Origin of the sequence: Hyphomicrobium sp. ghe19, assembly GCF_902712875.1 — a bacterium.
Taxonomy (GTDB): domain Bacteria; phylum Pseudomonadota; class Alphaproteobacteria; order Rhizobiales; family Hyphomicrobiaceae; genus Hyphomicrobium_B.
This window is the reverse complement of record NZ_LR743509.1, coordinates 407,516-424,096: the sequence shown is the minus strand read 5'-3', so window position 1 is coordinate 424,096 and position 16,581 is coordinate 407,516. Positions and strand designations below refer to the sequence as shown.

Below are 16,581 nucleotides of genomic sequence, written 5' to 3'. Positions count from 1 at the left end.
CGGGCCAGACAAGCGCAATCGCGACACTATGGCCGTTATCCAAAGTTGAGCCCGTGACCGACCTCCAAGCCGATCAAGTTGCTTCCAAAACAGACGCTCCGCTCACCAATGCAAGGGCAGCGGCGAGGGCCTGGCTCGAAGCCGGGCGTCCCGTTGCCATGGCGACGGTGATCGACACCTGGGGTTCGGCCCCCGTCCGCGCCGGCGGCCAAATGGCGATCGCCGATATCGACGAGTTTCAAGGCTCGGTTTCCGGAGGCTGCGTCGAAGCCGACGTCATTGCCGCGGGCATGGATGTCATTGAAACCGGCAAACCGGAGATTTTGAGCTTCGGCATTGCCGACGAGACGGCCTGGCGCGCTGGCCTCGCCTGCGGCGGCAAAATCCGCGTCTACGTTTCGCGGCTCGACCCGGGAACCGACCTCGAATTCATCAAGCGCTTGGACGAAGCCACAACAAGCCGGTCCCCACTCGTGATCGCGACGCGTCTCTCGGACGGCGCCCGCGAGATCCACGATGGAACGGCAACGACCAACCCGGAAATTGCCGAAGCGATCCGGCGCGCGCACAGCGCCGTGGACAAGGCCGGCGAAACGTTTCTGCACGCGTTGACCCCTCCGCCGCGCATCATCATCGTTGGAGCAACCCACATCGCCCAGCATCTGGCGACGATGGCGACGGCAGCCGGGTACCACGTCAAGGTGATCGATCCGAGAACTGCGTTTGCGAGCCCCGCGCGTTTCGATCCCTCGCAGATCATCGCCGGATGGCCGGAAGAGTGCTTCAAGAAAATGATCGCCGATCCATTCTCGGCAGTCGTGACGCTCACCCACGTCGATCATATCGATGATGAAGCTCTCACCATCGCGCTTAAGTCGCCCTGCCGTTACATCGGCTCGCTCGGCTCGCGCAAAACACATGCAAAGCGCGTCGCACGTCTGAAGGCCGCCGGATTTACCGATGCCGACATCGCGCGCATCAACGCCCCCGTGGGTCTCGATATCGAAGCCGAGACGGCAGGAGAAATAGCGACCTCGATCCTGGCACAGATCATCTCCGCATTCCGGAAAGCGCCGGAGTGAAGCTGGCCGCGGTCATTCTCGCGGCCGGACGCTCGTCGCGCTTCGAGAATGGTCATAAGCTGCTCGCGGAGATCGACGGCGTCTCGATGGTCAGGCGCGTCTGTTCCGCCCTCGCACAATCGAAAATCGGCGACATCATTTTAGTGACCGGCGCGAACGACGACAGAGTTGCAAAAGCCGCGGGACATGGCCGCTGGCGGATCGTCGAAAACCCCGACGCTCGCGATGGCCTTTCCACGTCCCTCCGCGCCGGGCTTCGCAACATCGATCCGACATCCGATGGACTTCTCGTCGCGCTCGCCGACATGCCGGGAATATCGAGCGCACTGATCGATACATTGGTGTCGGCATTTGAAATCAACCCAGATGCAATCGTCTTTCCGGCCTCACCCGACGGTCGCCGGGGCCATCCGATCATCTGGCCTCGATCACTCTTTGCGGCACTCCAAACCGTATCGGGCGACTCGGGCGGCCGATCAGTAGTCGCGGATCATCGAGATCTCTGGCGCCCGGTCGCATGCGATGACCCCGGCGCCTTCGCCGACATCGATACGCGCGCGGATCTCGCGACGTTTATTGCGCCGGATCAGCCGACGCGCCGCAAGTGATTGTCGAACGAGATATCCTGAAGCTCGTGCTCCGTGATCGTCGAAGCGCGCGCCGTTTCGTAACGCACGACGCCGAAGCCCGATGACGCTGCGAAATCTTGCTGGCCCTCGGGCGCAATTCCGCACACGTCCTTCAAGTTGCTCTGCCCGACGACAGTCGCAGTCGTCGTATCGACGTAGAGCACATGTCCGGCTTTCGGAGCGCTGGCCGCGATGTAGCGCCCGTCGGCGCTCACGGCCATCGCACCAATATACCCCTTGAGATCGCTGCCGCCCTTGGCCTGCGGCTCGATGAGCTTCAGAGCCCGATCCACACCTGCGCTGCCGACGAGCTGCGGTGTCTCGCTCGGGCTGCCTTCCCATTGGGCGCCAAACCATACGAGGCCCGTCGCATCCTGCGTGACGTGGCGAATGGAAAGCGATTTGAGATCGCCCGTCATAGTGTGCTTGGCGATGAGCTTCCCGCTTTCCCGATCGACGAACGCGAGCGATGGCTCCATCGTGTCGACGTTGAGATTCTCGCGCCCGGCATCCGGCACGGTGTCGAGGCCGCCGTTCCCGACGGCAATCGTCTTGCCGTCCGCCAGCAACATGATCTCGTGCGGCCCCGTACCGTAGCTCGGATGCTCGCCGATTTTCTTGAAGCCCGAAGCGACGTCGTAGATGCCGATCACGCCGTCCCCGCTGTCGATATCGTTTTCCGAAGCGTAGAGCAGCCGGCCGTCCTGCGAGAAGCTGCCATGACCGAAATAATGGCGGTTCTCGCCAGGCGTGACAACAACCGGCTGCTGCGCCGTTTCCAAATCGAAAGCGACCGCGAAAGCTCCCGGCCGCCGCGCAAAGACTGCAACCCTGTTCGAGGGCCGGTGGATGGCGATGTCATGCCCACGGCCCGAGAGCGCGACGTCCCGCAGAACAGATCCGTCGGCACGAAGAAGAAGAACCGTGTAAGAGCCGTCCGCGCGACGCGCGGCGGTCACGTAGGCGATGTCGTTTGCACCCATCGCGAGCGCGCCGCGCATCGGCGCCGCGCCGACGAACGCGAGCGTACCGAGCAACAATGATCTGCGATCAATCGCCATCGAGCTCATTGAACCCCACAGTCAGCTTGGCTGCCACCGACAGCCTGTTGGACACCATGTTGCGAAGGCCGTTTGCCCGGTCGAAAAGCTCACGCGGCGTCGGAGTGTCGTCGCGTTCCTCATGCGATGAATGACCGCCGGCGCCGTCGCTCGCCTCGAGCGCACGCCACGTTCCGGCAACCCAATCCTTCATCCAGCGCCTCTCGGGCGGCAGATAGCTTTCGAGCTGCAAAGCATCGTAGAGCTGATGCAGCGACCCGATGCTCGCGGCATAAAACGGCTTCTGAAGTCCCGATTTGTCGTACGGCGGCTTGAGCCGGATCTTGGGATCGATCTGCGGCTTGATCTGCAAATCCGCCGTCAGCGATAGCCCGACGATCAAGGCCTTGACGACTTCGACCGCGGCCTCGCTCTCATTTTTGTACGTGTCGTTCTCGGGCCCGGGATGAAGCATCTTGTCGGCCCAGCCGCCCGGCTTTTCCCATCCTGTTGAGACTTCACTCACGAGGCGAACGATATTCCGGGCAATCGCCCCTGCGAAGACGCAACGATAACGCGCAACCTCCTCGGGCCCAAGCGGCACGTCCTTATCCTGCATCAGATATTCAAGTGCGCCGAGACCCTGCACGGCCGCGCTCTGCTTGGCGAGCGCCCCAGGCTGCGCAATCGCATCATCCTGCGCCGTCAGGATGAGGCGCATCTGCCGCCCGAGAAAACCGCGCGGGTCAGGCCAGAATGAAATCTGCTCGCGACGGCCTTTCTCCTGCATCGGCCCGAAGCGAAGAAAATCGATGCCGGCGTACGCTTCGACCACTTTCGCAAATTGCTGCGAGAGCTGCTGCCGCGATTCCGCCGATCCGCTTTTGCAAACGCTTTCGACAGCCGACGGCAAAGGCTCCGCTGCAGCCTTCAGCGCGTCGATGTGCGGAATGATGTGCCGCTCGATAGCCGCCTTCACCATCCCTGCGTGGCTGACCGGTTCGTTCGCCGTGACACCGGCAGCTTGGCTAATCAATGCAAGGATCGAGAACCCGACCAGCATCACTCTCTGTACCATCATAACCCATTCACATATTCGACGAGCCGCTTCTTGTCGTCGGACGAGAGCGCCTCGAAAAGATTGCGACTGCGCTCGGCCTCGCCGCGATGCTTCCCAATCGCTTCCTCGACAGTCTCTGCCGACCCGTCGTGAAGAAAACGCCGCTGCTCCGAAGGTAAGCGGTGACCGATAAGCGGTGCGGTTCGCCATTCCGACGATTTGACGCCCGGCTCTCCGACACCGTCATCGAGCGCAGGACCCATATCGTGAAGAAGGAGATCGGTGAAGGCCGGAATTTGCCGCCCATCGCGCGTTGCGAGCGTCGGCACATGACAACTGGGACAACCGCTTGCGGCAAAAACCGCTTGGCCGTCCGAAGGATCAGCCTCCGGAGGCACGCGCAGCGTTTTGAGGTAGCTCTCGACCATCCGAAGCATCACGGACGAGAGTTCCCGCCCCTCGAACTCCGGGCTCTCGCCGTTGGGCGCGGCCAGGCACGCGGTCTCGAGCTTGGTGCAATCGCCGTAGGGGAACGGCATTGCCGGACTGGACATGCCAATGTCGATTGCGAAGGCATGGGCGACTTGTTCGTCGAGCGTCACGTGCCCCGCTTTCCAGCCGTATCGCCCAATCCCCCGTGGCGTGACGTTCGCACGCCCCTTGATACCGTCGCCGTTACGATCGTCGAGATCGGCGCGCTTCAAAATCTCTTCGTCCGCAACATCGTCGAACGCCGCCCTGCCAAACAGCGGTGGCGCGAGCCGAACGCCCGCATGCACTCCGGTAGCAAGCGCCGGACCTTCTAAGTTGTATTTGAGATGAGGAAGAAAGCGCGCCTGCCCCTCCGGCATCAATCCGGGCACCGCATTGTTTTGCAGTTGCAGCCCGTAATAGGGATCGATCGCCCCACCGGCATTACCGAAGCGCACGACGGCACCCGAAATATCGGCCTTGCCGTCGTCGCGCGTCACGACGCGCGCGCCTTCACCGCGCGCATGGCAGCCGGTGCAGGAGCGCGATGAGAAAAGCGGCCCCAGTCCATCGGTGGCTTTGGTCGAGGCCGGCGCTGGAATCCATTGACGGTCGAAAAGCGCCTTACCGACAGCCGCATCGAGTTCACCGGCGCGAAGCGCATAAAGTGGCGCAATGGCGAAAAAGAAAAGCGTAAGCGCAACGCGCATGCCACTCTTCACACGACCTCGATGTAGCCCATCATGCCGGCTTCTTGATGTTCGAGAATATGGCAATGGAACATCCATTTTCCGGGATCGCCCGCAACGAGGCCGACCTCAATGCGCTCATTCGGGAGCAGGAGCACCGTATCGCAGCGAACACGCGGAATACGACGCACGCTCGAATTCAATACTTCGAATGTGTGCCCGTGAATATGGATCGGATGCGCCCGCGGCGTCGTGTTCTTCAACTCGAAAATATAGCTCTGACCCGCCTTGAGAACGGCGAGCGGAGGCCCGAGATCCTTATGTTCGTGTCCCGGCCAAGCCTGCTTGTTGATCGCCCAGAACGTATGCTTCGCAAGGCACAGCGGCCCGATCTCAATGCCTGAATTAGCTACGCTTTCCGCAAGTGCAGCACCCGTCGGGGTCGCGGAAAATTCAATCGGTATATGCTCGGCGTTCGCCTCGTCAAGTTTCGCGAACGGCATGATCTTGAGGGGCGTCGCCTTGAATTTGCCCTTGCGCTTTGCCGGCCCCTCGGACTTGAACTCCGCGAGAACGAACGGCTCCTTCGAAAAATAATCGAAGAGCTTCACGGACTGTCCCCGGGGCGCCGTGCGCAGCAAGACGTCGAGACGCATCGCGGTACCCATCCGCCAGGATTCGAGCGGCATCGGCGGCACACCGTTGCCGTCAACGGCGATGATTGCAGCTTCCGCGTTCTCGAACCCGATTTCGGATACGCGCATCGGATCGAGGTTGTAAAAGCGAATGCGGACGTCGGCCGACGATGGCACGGTGATGACCGGAGATTTCTCGCCGTTGACCGACCGGACGGTCCCGGCCGTGCCGCTGCGCGCTGCGCCCTGGTCCGTCGTGAATGGCAGGAACGTACCGTCAGGCCCGATGCGCCAATCCTTCATCAGCAGCACGCATTCCGCGTCCGGCGGCGTGATCTCGTCGCCCTCGACGATCAGCACACCAACCAACCCTCGTCCGAAATGCTCGGTCGAATTGCAGTGCGTGTGAAAGAAGAACGAGCCCGTGTCCGGCGGCACGAAAGAATAGCGCCCTTCCGCTCCCGGCGGGATGGGCTGCTGCGTCATGTACGGGACGCCGTCTTGATCGTTTGGAATGCGCAGGCCGTGCCAATGAATCGACGCGACCTCGCCCGCAACCGGCAGATTGTTTTTGAAAACCGTGTCGAACCGCTCACCGAGTTTGAGGCGCACGATCGGAAAGGTCGTGCCCTCTTCGAACGTCCACAACGGCAGCGTCTTGCCATCGAAGCACGGCAACGCCGTCGGCCGCTCGGCAAGATCGAAAGTCACGGCTTTCACGCCGCTCGCGATCGGCTTCGCAATGACTTCCGGCGTTCCGGCCGCCTTGGCCTTGGTTTTGGCTTCGACTGTTCTCGCAACGCCGAGAAAACCCGCGGCGGCACTTGCCGAAAAAGCCGCCGCACCGGCGATGAGATCTCTGCGTGTCACCATGCGAAGACCTCATCCGGAGCAACGGCGTTGGTTACAAGGTAGGCCAATTACTTCGCCCCGGCGACCTTGGACGGATCATCGAGGCTGTCCGAACCTTCGATCTTCACCTTGAGGTTCAGCGCGGCGACGACCGCTTCGATGGCACGCGCCTGGGCGACAAGAGCATCGACAGCATCGAGAATGAGCTTGTTGCCTTCGTCGTTACCGGCAGCCAGCATCTGATCGTACATCATTTCGCCGGAATCGGCCTTGGCTTTGATGGCATTCATCTTTTCGAGCGTAGTGGCCATCGCTTCGTCGACGCGCTTTGCGGCATCGGGCGCCTTCTCGCGCGCAAGTTCCGCGATGCTCGGACCGCTGATCGGCGTGGCGCCGTCGTATTTGCCATTCCAGATCTCGGTCATTCCGACTTCGTCGTAATAGTGGCTGTTGTGCGTGTTGTTCGAGAAGCAATCGTGCGCCTCTTCCGGATCGTGCAGCAGCACGCCGAGCTTCATGCGTTCGCCCGCGAGTTCGCCATATGAAAGCGATCCGATCCCCGTCAAAATAGTCGACAGCTGCGCGCTCTCGTCGAGACCGGCGAGAGCCTTGCGCGCGGCACCATCCGGCTTCCAGTTTCCGGCCATCTCTGCGAGATCATCGACAAGCAGACCCGACGCCGCCTTCAGATACGCGCGGCGGCGATCGCAATTTTCGTGTGTGCAGTTCTTGAGATCGAAGTCGCTGGCTGCCCGTTCGCCCGATTTGACGCCGGGCTTGTGGAGATTCTGTCCCCACAGCAAGAACTCGATCGCGTGATATCCCGTGCCGACATTCGTCTCGACATCGAGCGCGCTGTTGAGTTTGGCGATGACCTTTTTGTCGATCTTCGAAGCGTCGAGAATTTTCGGCCCGAGGCGGATCTTCTTGTTGGCGATGATATTCGCCGTGTAGAGAGGATTCTCTTCCTTGGTGTCGCCGTAGCTCGCCTTGTCGACGTAGTCGATCAAACCTTCATCGAGCGGCCACGAGTTCACGTTGCCTTCCCAATCGTCGACGATCTTGTTGCCGAAACGAAAGCCTTCCGTCTGCATGTAGGGAACGCGCGAAGCTTTCCACGCCTCTCGTGCAGCCTGCAGGGTCTCCGCACTCGGCTTAGCCAACAAGGCGTCGATCGATTTATCGAGATCCTTGGCCTTGGCGAGGGCATCGCCATACATCGCGTGCGCGAGGTCGCCGTAATTCTTCATGATGTCTTTGGTCGCGGGCGCCGCGAAAGCGGGGGCTCCCGTCATCAGAACCGCCGCCAGCGCGAATTGAGTTGCGCAGGCCCATGCGAACGCCTTTTTCGACATCTCGGTCTCCGTAGCTGCTAGGTTTTGACGGCACTAAATGAGTGCGGGATCACCGGATCCAGTTATTATTGACGGCGTAGGTATAGAATGCGGGTTGACCTGACTGTCAAGTGAACTCGGATCGGTGCCGCCCCTTGCCACGCCGATAAGATTTGTGAAACAAGCAAGTCACGGACATTTGAGCCACGGCCGCGCGGCACCGGGTAAATTGAAGATGCGCTTGACGAAGCAAACCGGCCACGCAATCCGCATTCTCATCGATTGCGCGCTCGCCGGAGATCAATTGATAAAAGTCGCCGATATCTCCGATCGGCTCGGCGTGACCAAGCAGAACGTCTTTAAAATTGTCCACATCCTCTCGCACGCCGGGTTTCTCGCGGCGGTCAGGGGCCCGAACGGTGGCGTCAGGCTCGCCAAGCCCGCCACGTCGATCAAGATCGGAGACGTTGTCCGCTCCATTGAAGTAACTCGAGTACAAGTCGAGGGCGGCAATGATCCGACGTCTAACGATACCGACCCCGGCAATATCAACGCGATGTTCGACGATGCTCTGACGGCATTCATCACCGTGCTTGATCAGCACACGCTTGCCGAACTCGCGGTTCGATCGCCGATGGGATTGAAACAGATCGAAGAGCCCGGCGAGAATGACCACGGCAGCAGCAAGGCACGGAGCAAAAAGCCCGCTGCCCGCGGTTCCCGGCGAAGTTGACCCTTGCTGACTAGCTTATCGCGCTCATCCGGAATACTTGCACGGACCATGACCCGTGACACCATTCGCTTGCCTTTCGCGGCGCTTGCCGCAATGGCGCTCCTGGCGCTCATTCCCACGTGGATTTGGGTAAGCGATCCGCTGCGCGCCATCATTTTCTTAGGCGCCGGCTTGCTCGCGGGAATTGCTGGGCTCTTGGCTTGGCCGCGCACCGCACTCGATCAAAAAGCAAGTGAAATGGCTGGAATTAGCTCGAATTCCGACACGATGCTGACGTGGACCGATCTTGCTGCGGCAATACCCGATCCGGCGATCATCCTCGATCAGACATCCGTCATTTTGAATTATAACCAAGCCGCGTTGAACCTTTTCGACCGGCTGAGACAGGGCGTGCCTCTCGAGCACGTCGACCGCGACCCCGAACTCATCGCGGCTGTTTCAGGAGCCTTCGAAAACAGCGAAAAGAAAACGGCGCGTCTCCTTCCCCGCGGCGGGCTCGGACAACGCCTCATCGCAACCGTGACGCCGCTGGGCCGGAGCAATCAGCATGGACCGCTTGCAGCTCTGATTACGATCCAAGATGAATCCCAGCATCATCGCCTGCTCGAGATGCGCACCGATTTCATCGCCAACGCAAGTCACGAACTGCGCACGCCGCTCGCGTCCGTACGAGGCTTCATCGAAACGCTTCAGGGACCGGCGCGAAACGACGAAGCCGCCCGCGAGCGCTTCCTCGCCATCATGGCGGACCAGGCAGAGCGCATGACACGTCTCATCGACGATCTACTTTTGCTCAGCCGCGTCGAAGAGAAAGCCAACCTGAAGCCGACCGGCCGCGTCGATCTCAACGATCTGATGGAAGAGGTCGTGCGATCGATGGCGCCATTTGCACAGGAACGGAGCATTACGATCAGTGTAGAGCCCTTGGCCACCCCGTTGGTGGCGATGGGCGACCGCGACGAACTCTTTCAGGTCTTTCACAACCTCGTCGAAAACGCCGTCAAATACGGCCGCGACGGCGGCACGGTAAAAATCGCGTTGAAAAAGAAAACGAGCGTCCGTGACGAAAGCGTCGCGGCCCGCGCGTTCGTTTCGATCACCGACGACGGCCCAGGCATCGCGCCTGAGCATTTACCAAGGCTGACTGAGCGCTTCTATCGTGTCAGCACCGAGCACAGCCGCCGCATCGGCGGCACGGGCCTTGGCCTCGCAATCGTGAAGCACGTCCTGAACCGCCACGAAGGCGAACTTTCAGTCCAATCCGTGGTTGGCCAGGGGACCACATTTGACGTTGTTTTGCCGGCCTACAAATAAAATACATATAAAACAGCCGCTTGAGCTGTCACAAATCCATTGCGTCCCATCGCTAGAAGAGTGCAGCGACGGATGACGGCATTCGGAAGCGGCCGCTAAGCGGCTCACTCTCATGGTGCCACGTTTGTCGCAATGCGCGCCTTGGGGAAGGCCGCGGAGGATTCGGTAACAGCATGTCAGCATGACAAGCCGGAGCCGCCCGATGAGACCCATCACTGCTACTGTAAGAAATGTAGGCAACGCCGAGAATGCATACCGAATTCAGAGCGTTAACGTTTCACATAGCCGTGACCTTACTGGACTAGAGAGTGCGGGCCGAGCTCAGCTCGGCGATGGAGTGGTGAGGGCTTGAACGCCCCCCGTTCAACAAGGAGACCACAGTGAAACAGTCTTTTCTGGCGTTATTTGCGGCGTTCGCGGCAACTGCTGCCGTAACCGCTCCGGCCACGGCGGCGGATATTTCCGGCGCGGGCGCGACCTTCCCGTACCCGATCTACGCAAAGTGGGCTGACACCTACAAGAAAGAGACGAACGTCGGTCTGAACTATCAGTCGATCGGTTCGGGCGGCGGCATCAAGCAGATCCAAGCCAACACGGTTACCTTCGGTGCAACCGACAAGCCCCTCTCGGGCGAAGACCTCGAGAAGAGCGGCCTCATTCAGTTCCCGACCGTCATGGGCGGCATCGTTCCGGTCGTCAACGTCGAAGGCATCAAGCCGGGCGATCTCGTATTCGACGGCCCGACGCTTGCAAAAATCTATCTCGGCGAAATCACCGCCTGGAACGACCCGGCAATCCAGAAGCTGAACCCCGGCCTGAAGCTTCCTTCCGACGCCATCGCCGCCGTTTTCCGCTCTGACGGATCGGGCACGACGTTCGTCTGGACGAACTACCTCTCGAAGGTCAGCCCTGACTTCAAGTCGAAGATCGGCTCCAACACGTCGGTTCAGTTCCCGGTCGGCCTCGGCGCCAAGGGGAACGAAGGCGTCGCCAACAACGTGATGCAGACGAAGGGTTCGATTGGCTACGTGGAATACGCCTACGCCAAGCAGAACAAGCTGGCCTACACCAAGATGATCAATAAGGACGGCAAGACGGTTGCTCCCGTCATCTCGTCCTTCCAGGCCGCCGCTGCTGGTGCAGACTGGTCGTCGGCTCCTGGCATGGGCGTGATCCTCACGGAGCAGGCTGGCGCCGAATCCTGGCCGATCACGAACCCGACGTTCATTCTTATCCACAAGAAGCCGACGGACGTCGCAGCCGTTAAAGAAGCCCTGAAGTTCTTCAACTGGGCCTATGCCAACGGCGGCAAAGAAGCCGAAGCGCTTGATTACGTGCCCCTGCCCGACAGCGTCGTAGCTCTCGTCAAGAAGAGCTGGGAAGGTGTCGTCGGCGAGGACAACAAGCCGGTCTTCTCGAACTAATCTATCGGACGACGAGAAGCGCCAATACGGCGCTTCTCGATTTGTTTATAACGCAGACGTCATTCTTCAGTCTGGAGCGATATCTTGACCTTCATGGCAGACGTTCATTCTAATGCGACGGCTGCAGCCGTCGCACGGCGCAAAGTTCTCGAACGTCTTCGCACGACAGACGGAATTTTCCGCGGTTTGACCCTCTCCTCCGCGTATTTCGTCCTGATCCTTCTAGGTGCGATCTTCGCTTCACTTGTCGTCGGTGGCTACCTCGCATTCAAGACCTTCGGCTTCAGCTTCCTGACGACCGAAGTCTGGAACCCGGTCACCGAGCAATTCGGCGCTCTGGCCGCGATCTACGGAACGCTCATCACGTCCGCAATCGCGATGCTCGTCGCGGTGCCGATCAGCATCGGCATCGCAGTGTTTCTGACAGAGCTTTGCCCGATGGCTCTGCGCCGCCCGATCGGCATCGCGATCGAGCTTCTCGCCGGCATCCCGAGCATCATCTACGGTATCTGGGGCTTGTTCTTCTTCGCGCCCATGATCCAGCAATACGTCCAGCCGGAATTGATCGCGACGTTCAAGGACGTACCCGTCCTCAACCAGCTGTTCGCCGGCCCGCCCTACGGCATCGGTATTCTGACGTCGGGCCTGATCCTCGCGATGATGGTTCTGCCGTTCATTACAGCCGTCTGCCGCGACGTTTTCGAAACCGTCCCGCCGGTCCTGAAGGAAGCGGCGTACGGCATGGGCTGGACGACCCGCGAGGTCGTACGCAACGTCGTAATCCCATACACCCGCGTCGGCATCATCGGCGGCGTGATGCTCGGCCTTGGCCGCGCACTCGGCGAAACGATGGCTGTCACCTTCGTCATCGGTAACGCGCACCGGATCTCCGCTTCGATCTTGGCGCCGGGAACGACGATCTCGGCAACGATCGCGAACGAATTCACCGAAGCGGTCGGCGACATCTATACCTCGTCCCTGATCGCCCTCGGCCTCATCCTCTTCTTCATCACGTTTATCGTCTTGGCTCTCGCGCGCCTCATGTTGATGCGCATCGAGAAGAAGGCGGGAGCATAAACATGGCCATGGATCTCGCGAAATACCGCCGGCGCCGCATCAGAAGCAAGATCACGGTTGGGCTTTGCTGGGCGGCCTCGGCCCTCGGCTTGACCATTCTCACCGTCATTCTGGCGACGCTGCTTTACAAAGGCCTCGCCGGTCTCGGCCCGAAGGTCTTCACCGAAATGACGCCGCCACCCGGCAGCGACGGCGGACTTCTCAATGCCATCGCCGGAAGCCTCGTCATGACGTTCGCCGGCGTCGTCGTCGGCACGCCTATCGGCATTCTTGCGGGTACCTACCTCGCGGAGTACGGCCGCTACAGCAAGGTTTCGTCGGTGATCCGCTTCATCAACGACATTCTTCTGAGCGCACCGTCCATCGTAACCGGCCTCTTCGTTTACGAACTGCTGGTACGCCCGATGGGTCACTTCTCCGCATTCGCCGGCGCAGCCGCCCTCGCCGTGCTCGTCATCCCGACAGTCGTTCGCACCACCGAGAACATGCTTCTTCTGGTGCCGAACCAGCTTCGGGAAGCATCCTCGGCGCTCGGATTGCCCCAGTCTCTCGTCATCCGTAAGATTGCCTACAAGGCCGCTCGGGCCGGAATGATCACCGGCGTGCTCTTGGCGATCGCACGAGTTAGCGGAGAAACGGCGCCGCTGTTGTTCACCTCGCTGAACAACCAGTTCTGGAGCACCAATCTCAACGCTCCGATGGCAAGCTTGCCCGTCGTCATCTTCCAATACGCTCTCAGCCCCTACGAGGACTGGCAGCGTCTCGCTTGGACAGGCGCACTACTCATCACCGCAGCCGTGCTGACCCTTAGCATCGCCGCACGTTGGTTAAGCTCTTCGAGGACGCAGCAATGAACTTGATGTCGAAAGATGTAGACACGGGGCTTACCGAAAAGATCTCGGTCAGCAACTTGAAATTCTTCTACGGCTCGACCCTTGCCCTGAAGAACATTTCGTTGCCCCTTTACGAGCGCCAGGTGACTGCCTTCATCGGCCCGTCCGGTTGCGGCAAGTCCACTCTGCTTCGTGTTTTGAACCGCATGTACGACCTCTACCCGAACCAGCGGGCCGAGGGCGATGTGATGTTCGACGGCGAGAACATTCTCGACATGAAGGACCTCAACCTTCTCCGCTCGCGCATCGGCATGGTGTTCCAGAAGCCGACGCCGTTCCCGATGACGATTTACGAAAACATCGCGTTCGGCATCCGCCTTTACGAGCGCCTGCCGAAATCGGAAGTCGATGCGCGTGTCGAATCCGCGCTCGAGAAAGCCGCGCTTTGGAAGGAAGTGAAGGACAAACTTCAATCGAGCGGCCTCAGCCTTTCAGGCGGCCAGCAGCAGCGCCTTTGCATCGCCCGGACGGTCGCCATCCGTCCGGAAGTCATCCTGTTCGACGAGCCATGCTCCGCACTCGACCCGATCTCGACGGCGAAGATCGAAGAGCTGATCGACGACCTGAAGAACGAGTTCACGATCGCCATCGTCACGCACAACATGCAACAGGCTGCCCGCGTCTCGCAGCGCACCGCGTTCATGTATCTCGGCGAGCTCGTTGAATTCGGCGTCACTCAGAAGCTTTTCACAAACCCGACGGACAAGCGGACACAGGACTACATCACCGGCCGCTTCGGATAGGGCGTGCTCCGATAGTACGAGGCGTCCAGTCTAAATCTGACTTTAGGAATTGAGACCATGAACGAACATACCGTGAAGTCATACGAAGACGAGCTGAGGCTCCTCGATCGCCGCATCGCGCAGATGGGCGGCTATGCCGAGAAGCTGCTCGTCCAGGCCATGGATGCCCTTGAGCGTCGCGATCCGAAGCTTGCGGAGAAAGCTGTTGCCGACGACGTCATGGTCGATCAGCTCGAGCGCGAGTTGCAGGAACAGGTGATCGTGATGATCGCCCGGCGCCAGCCGCTTGCGAACGATCTCCGTCACATCATGACGGTCATCAAGATCGCGGGCGATCTCGAACGCATCGGCGATCTCGCGAAGAACATCGCTAAGCGCGCTCTTGCGATTGCCGGCGAGACCTACCCGAAACCCCTGATGACCGGCATGCGCCACATGACCGAGATGGTGCAGCATCAGCTCAAGGACGTCCTCGATGCACTGACGACCCTCGACGCCGAAAAGGCGATGCAGGTCTGGCGCGACGATCAGCAGGTCGACGCGATGTACAATTCTCTGTTCCGCGAACTTCTGACCTACATGATGGAAGATCCGCGCAACATCGGCATCTGCACGCACTTCCTGTTCGGCGCCAAGAACATCGAACGCATCGGCGACCATACGACCAACATCGCCGAGAACGTCTACTACCTCGTCCACGGCGTTCCGATCGCAGATGATCGGCCGAAGGGCGACGAGACGTCGTCGACGCTGATAACGCCGCGTCAATGACCAGAATAGTTTGAAGGAACACTGACGAAACGCCATGCCAGCTAAGATCATCGTCGTCGAAGACGAATCGCCTCTCGCAGAGCTTCTGAAATACAATCTTCAATCCGAAGGCTATGACGTCGTGCATGCCGCGGATGGAGAGGAAGCAGAGTTGCTTCTGTCGGAGCAAAGTTTCGACCTCGCGATACTCGACTGGATGATCCCCAAGATCTCCGGTATCGAGCTGTGCAGGCGCCTTCGCAATCGGACCGAGACGCAAAGTCTTCCGATCATCTTGCTCACCGCACGCGGCGAAGAAACCGACCGCGTGCGAGGATTGACGACAGGCGCCGACGATTACGTGACGAAGCCCTTCTCCGTTCAGGAGTTGATGGCAAGGATCAAGGCTCTGCTTCGGCGCGCCTCGCCGGAGCGGATGAGCGACATCCTCGTCTCCGGCGAGATCACGATGGATCGCGGCGCGCACAAAGTAACGCGTGGCCCTCGCGAAGTTCGCCTCGGCCCGACAGAATACCGGATGCTCGAAGTTTTCATGGAAAGCCCGCGCCGCGTGCTCTCTCGCAGCCAACTGCTCGACCGCGTCTGGGGTCAGTCCTCCGAAGTCGACGAGCGGACGGTCGATGTTCACATCGGTCGCCTCCGGAAGTCGCTGATCCGTGGCAACGAAAGCGATCCGATCCGCACTGTGCGTGGCGCCGGATACGTATTCGACGGCCGCGAGGCGGAAGCCCAAGCCCAATAGCGAACCGGGCAACGGGCTCCGCGATTGCCTTGCTTATTCCTCGCCCTTAAGGCAGCTCGCGACATTGTGGGCTAAGCCGCGCATGAGTTCGAAATAGAGGCCGGGGCCGGGCGCCAGCATTTGGCCCTCGGCGTCGATCGTGCCGGAGCGCGCATGCGTTCCCTCCGTCACGGCCGCCACGAGGTTTGGCTGAAAGCTCGGTTCGGTGAAGACGCAAACGGCGCCGAGAGACGACAGCTTGCGCCGGACTTCCGTCAGGCGCTTGGCGCTTGGCGGCACATCGGGACTGACGGTGATCGAGCCCGCGGCGCTCTGCCCGAAGTGGTTCTCGAAATACTGTGTCGCGTCGTGAAACACGATGAACGGCTTGCCCTTCGAGCCGTTAAGTTCCGCCGTAAGCTCGCCGTCGAGCGCGTCGATATCGGCAATGAGAGACGCCGCATTGGCTTTGATCTTTTCGGCTTGCTCAGGATATCGCGCCTGGAGCACCTTGGCGACATCGGCGGCGATCGCCTTGGCATTCTGCGGATCGAGCCAGATATGCCCGTCCTTGCCATCCTCGTCATGATCGTCGTCGTGCTCTTCCGCGGCACCGGAATGCGCGTCTGCTTCAGCCGCCGCCTCCTCATGCCCATGCTCATGCTTTTCGAAGGTGCCGCCTTTGCGCTGATCGAGAAGCTTGACGCCGTCCGCGCCCGCCAGCGTCAACACCGTGACGTTCGCGGGCAGAGATGTCACGATTTTCCGCGTGAAGGGTTCGAGTTGATCGGACACCCGTACGAACACATCCGCATCGTGGATGGCCCGCGCTGTCGATGGCTTCAGCGTGAAGGTATGGGGCGAAGCGGAACCCTCGACGATGAGCTGGGGCACGCCGACACCCTCCATCACCCGGCTGACGAGGGAATGAATGGGCTTCGTCGTGACGACGACTTTCGGCGGCTCTGCGGCTTCCGCGCCCGGAACGAAGAATTGCGCCAAAGCAACGAAGAACGCCGAATACCGCACCGCCGAACCCATCATGCGCCATCTCCTTTTGCGCTAAAGCGTATGTTATAACAACCATTTGAAACGTCGCGCAACTGGTACGGC

At 60.3% G+C, this 16,581-nt stretch carries 16 protein-coding genes; 10 read left to right on the top strand and 6 right to left on the bottom strand.

The features are described from left to right. The first annotated feature begins 53 nt into the window (after positions 1 to 53). Positions 54 to 1,082 (top strand): XdhC family protein, encoded by a 1,029-nt coding sequence (locus AACL53_RS01960; protein WP_339081929.1) that lies wholly within the window; start codon positions 54 to 56, stop codon positions 1,080 to 1,082. Next, entirely contained in the window at positions 1,079 to 1,690 is a 612-nt protein-coding gene (locus tag AACL53_RS01955; RefSeq protein WP_339081926.1) for a nucleotidyltransferase family protein, read from the top strand. Before AACL53_RS01960 ends, AACL53_RS01955 begins: the two co-directional genes overlap by 4 nt. On the opposite strand, the gene AACL53_RS01950 is transcribed toward AACL53_RS01955, so the two are convergent. The 5 genes from AACL53_RS01950 to AACL53_RS01930 are packed head-to-tail and all read right to left on the bottom strand — an operon-like array spanning position 1,669 to position 7,813. Next, positions 1,669 to 2,772 carry a DUF1513 domain-containing protein gene (locus AACL53_RS01950; protein ID WP_339081924.1) on the bottom strand — a complete coding sequence of 368 codons (1,104 nt, stop codon included), beginning with the start codon at positions 2,770 to 2,772 and terminating at the stop codon, positions 1,669 to 1,671. The two genes, AACL53_RS01955 and AACL53_RS01950, sit on opposite strands and share 22 nt — an antisense overlap. Beyond that, a complete protein-coding gene (locus AACL53_RS01945; protein WP_339081922.1) occupies positions 2,762 to 3,832 on the bottom strand; it encodes an imelysin family protein in 1,071 nt (356 codons plus the stop codon). The genes AACL53_RS01950 and AACL53_RS01945 overlap by 11 nt, the downstream gene beginning before the upstream one ends. Continuing rightward, positions 3,829 to 4,992: a di-heme oxidoredictase family protein gene (locus AACL53_RS01940; protein WP_339081920.1), complete on the bottom strand. Its 1,164-nt coding sequence runs from the start codon at positions 4,990 to 4,992 to the stop codon at positions 3,829 to 3,831. The genes AACL53_RS01945 and AACL53_RS01940 overlap by 4 nt, the downstream gene beginning before the upstream one ends. Before the next feature lie 8 nt (positions 4,993 to 5,000). Next, the gene (locus tag AACL53_RS01935; protein ID WP_339081918.1) at positions 5,001 to 6,479 is read right to left on the bottom strand and encodes a multicopper oxidase family protein; all 1,479 of its coding nucleotides are present in this window, start codon (positions 6,477 to 6,479) and stop codon (positions 5,001 to 5,003) included. A 47-nt stretch (positions 6,480 to 6,526) separates the two neighbouring features. After that, positions 6,527 to 7,813, bottom strand: a complete 1,287-nt coding sequence (locus AACL53_RS01930; protein WP_339081916.1) for an imelysin family protein — start codon at positions 7,811 to 7,813, stop codon at positions 6,527 to 6,529. Between the two features lie 214 nt (positions 7,814 to 8,027). On the opposite strand from AACL53_RS01930, the gene AACL53_RS01925 reads away from it, so the two are divergent. The 8 genes from AACL53_RS01925 to phoB all read left to right on the top strand — a co-directional run bounded on the left by AACL53_RS01925 (position 8,028) and on the right by phoB (position 15,489). Beyond that, a complete protein-coding gene (locus AACL53_RS01925; RefSeq protein WP_339081914.1) occupies positions 8,028 to 8,525 on the top strand; it encodes an Rrf2 family transcriptional regulator in 498 nt (165 codons plus the stop codon). Positions 8,526 to 8,573: 48 nt separating this feature from the next. Then, complete coding sequence (locus AACL53_RS01920; protein ID WP_339081912.1) at positions 8,574 to 9,839, top strand: ATP-binding protein; 1,266 nt, start codon at positions 8,574 to 8,576, stop codon at positions 9,837 to 9,839. Between the two features lie 395 nt (positions 9,840 to 10,234). Beyond that, on the top strand, positions 10,235 to 11,263 hold the full coding sequence (pstS, locus tag AACL53_RS01915; protein ID WP_339086856.1) for a phosphate ABC transporter substrate-binding protein PstS: 1,029 nt from the start codon (positions 10,235 to 10,237) through the stop codon (positions 11,261 to 11,263). A 93-nt stretch (positions 11,264 to 11,356) separates the two neighbouring features. Continuing rightward, entirely contained in the window at positions 11,357 to 12,340 is a 984-nt protein-coding gene (gene pstC, locus AACL53_RS01910) for a phosphate ABC transporter permease subunit PstC (protein ID WP_339086855.1), read from the top strand. A 2-nt stretch (positions 12,341 to 12,342) separates the two neighbouring features. Further along, positions 12,343 to 13,194 (top strand): phosphate ABC transporter permease PstA, encoded by an 852-nt coding sequence (pstA, locus tag AACL53_RS01905; protein ID WP_339081910.1) that lies wholly within the window; start codon positions 12,343 to 12,345, stop codon positions 13,192 to 13,194. After that, positions 13,191 to 13,976: a phosphate ABC transporter ATP-binding protein PstB gene (pstB, locus tag AACL53_RS01900; protein ID WP_339081908.1), complete on the top strand. Its 786-nt coding sequence runs from the start codon at positions 13,191 to 13,193 to the stop codon at positions 13,974 to 13,976. Before pstA ends, pstB begins: the two co-directional genes overlap by 4 nt. A 57-nt stretch (positions 13,977 to 14,033) precedes the next feature. After that, positions 14,034 to 14,747, top strand: a complete 714-nt coding sequence (phoU, locus tag AACL53_RS01895; RefSeq protein ID WP_339081906.1) for a phosphate signaling complex protein PhoU — start codon at positions 14,034 to 14,036, stop codon at positions 14,745 to 14,747. Between the two features lie 34 nt (positions 14,748 to 14,781). Beyond that, positions 14,782 to 15,489: a phosphate regulon transcriptional regulator PhoB gene (gene phoB / locus AACL53_RS01890; protein WP_339081904.1), complete on the top strand. Its 708-nt coding sequence runs from the start codon at positions 14,782 to 14,784 to the stop codon at positions 15,487 to 15,489. Between the two features lie 33 nt (positions 15,490 to 15,522). On the opposite strand, the gene AACL53_RS01885 is transcribed toward phoB, so the two are convergent. Next, positions 15,523 to 16,512, bottom strand: a complete 990-nt coding sequence (locus AACL53_RS01885) for a zinc ABC transporter substrate-binding protein (protein ID WP_339081902.1) — start codon at positions 16,510 to 16,512, stop codon at positions 15,523 to 15,525. Positions 16,513 to 16,581: the final 69 nt, after the last annotated feature.

Bases quoted from the DNA above. Each gene is read 5' to 3' on its own strand.
- AACL53_RS01945 (WP_339081922.1), bottom strand. From the start codon at position 3,832: ATGATGGTACAGAGAGTGATGCTGGTCGGGTTCTCGATCCTTGCATTG.
- phoB (WP_339081904.1), top strand. From the start codon at position 14,782: ATGCCAGCTAAGATCATCGTCGTCGAAGACGAATCGCCTCTCGCAGAG.
- AACL53_RS01940 (WP_339081920.1), bottom strand. From the start codon at position 4,992: ATGCGCGTTGCGCTTACGCTTTTCTTTTTCGCCATTGCGCCACTTTAT.
- AACL53_RS01885 (WP_339081902.1), bottom strand. From the start codon at position 16,512: ATGATGGGTTCGGCGGTGCGGTATTCGGCGTTCTTCGTTGCTTTGGCG.
- AACL53_RS01930 (WP_339081916.1), bottom strand. From the start codon at position 7,813: ATGTCGAAAAAGGCGTTCGCATGGGCCTGCGCAACTCAATTCGCGCTG.
- AACL53_RS01950 (WP_339081924.1), bottom strand. From the start codon at position 2,772: ATGGCGATTGATCGCAGATCATTGTTGCTCGGTACGCTCGCGTTCGTC.
- AACL53_RS01920 (WP_339081912.1), top strand. From the start codon at position 8,574: ATGACCCGTGACACCATTCGCTTGCCTTTCGCGGCGCTTGCCGCAATG.
- pstA (WP_339081910.1), top strand. From the start codon at position 12,343: ATGGCCATGGATCTCGCGAAATACCGCCGGCGCCGCATCAGAAGCAAG.
- AACL53_RS01925 (WP_339081914.1), top strand. From the start codon at position 8,028: ATGCGCTTGACGAAGCAAACCGGCCACGCAATCCGCATTCTCATCGAT.
- pstC (WP_339086855.1), top strand. From the start codon at position 11,357: ATGGCAGACGTTCATTCTAATGCGACGGCTGCAGCCGTCGCACGGCGC.
- pstB (WP_339081908.1), top strand. From the start codon at position 13,191: ATGAACTTGATGTCGAAAGATGTAGACACGGGGCTTACCGAAAAGATC.
- phoU (WP_339081906.1), top strand. From the start codon at position 14,034: ATGAACGAACATACCGTGAAGTCATACGAAGACGAGCTGAGGCTCCTC.
- AACL53_RS01935 (WP_339081918.1), bottom strand. From the start codon at position 6,479: ATGGTGACACGCAGAGATCTCATCGCCGGTGCGGCGGCTTTTTCGGCA.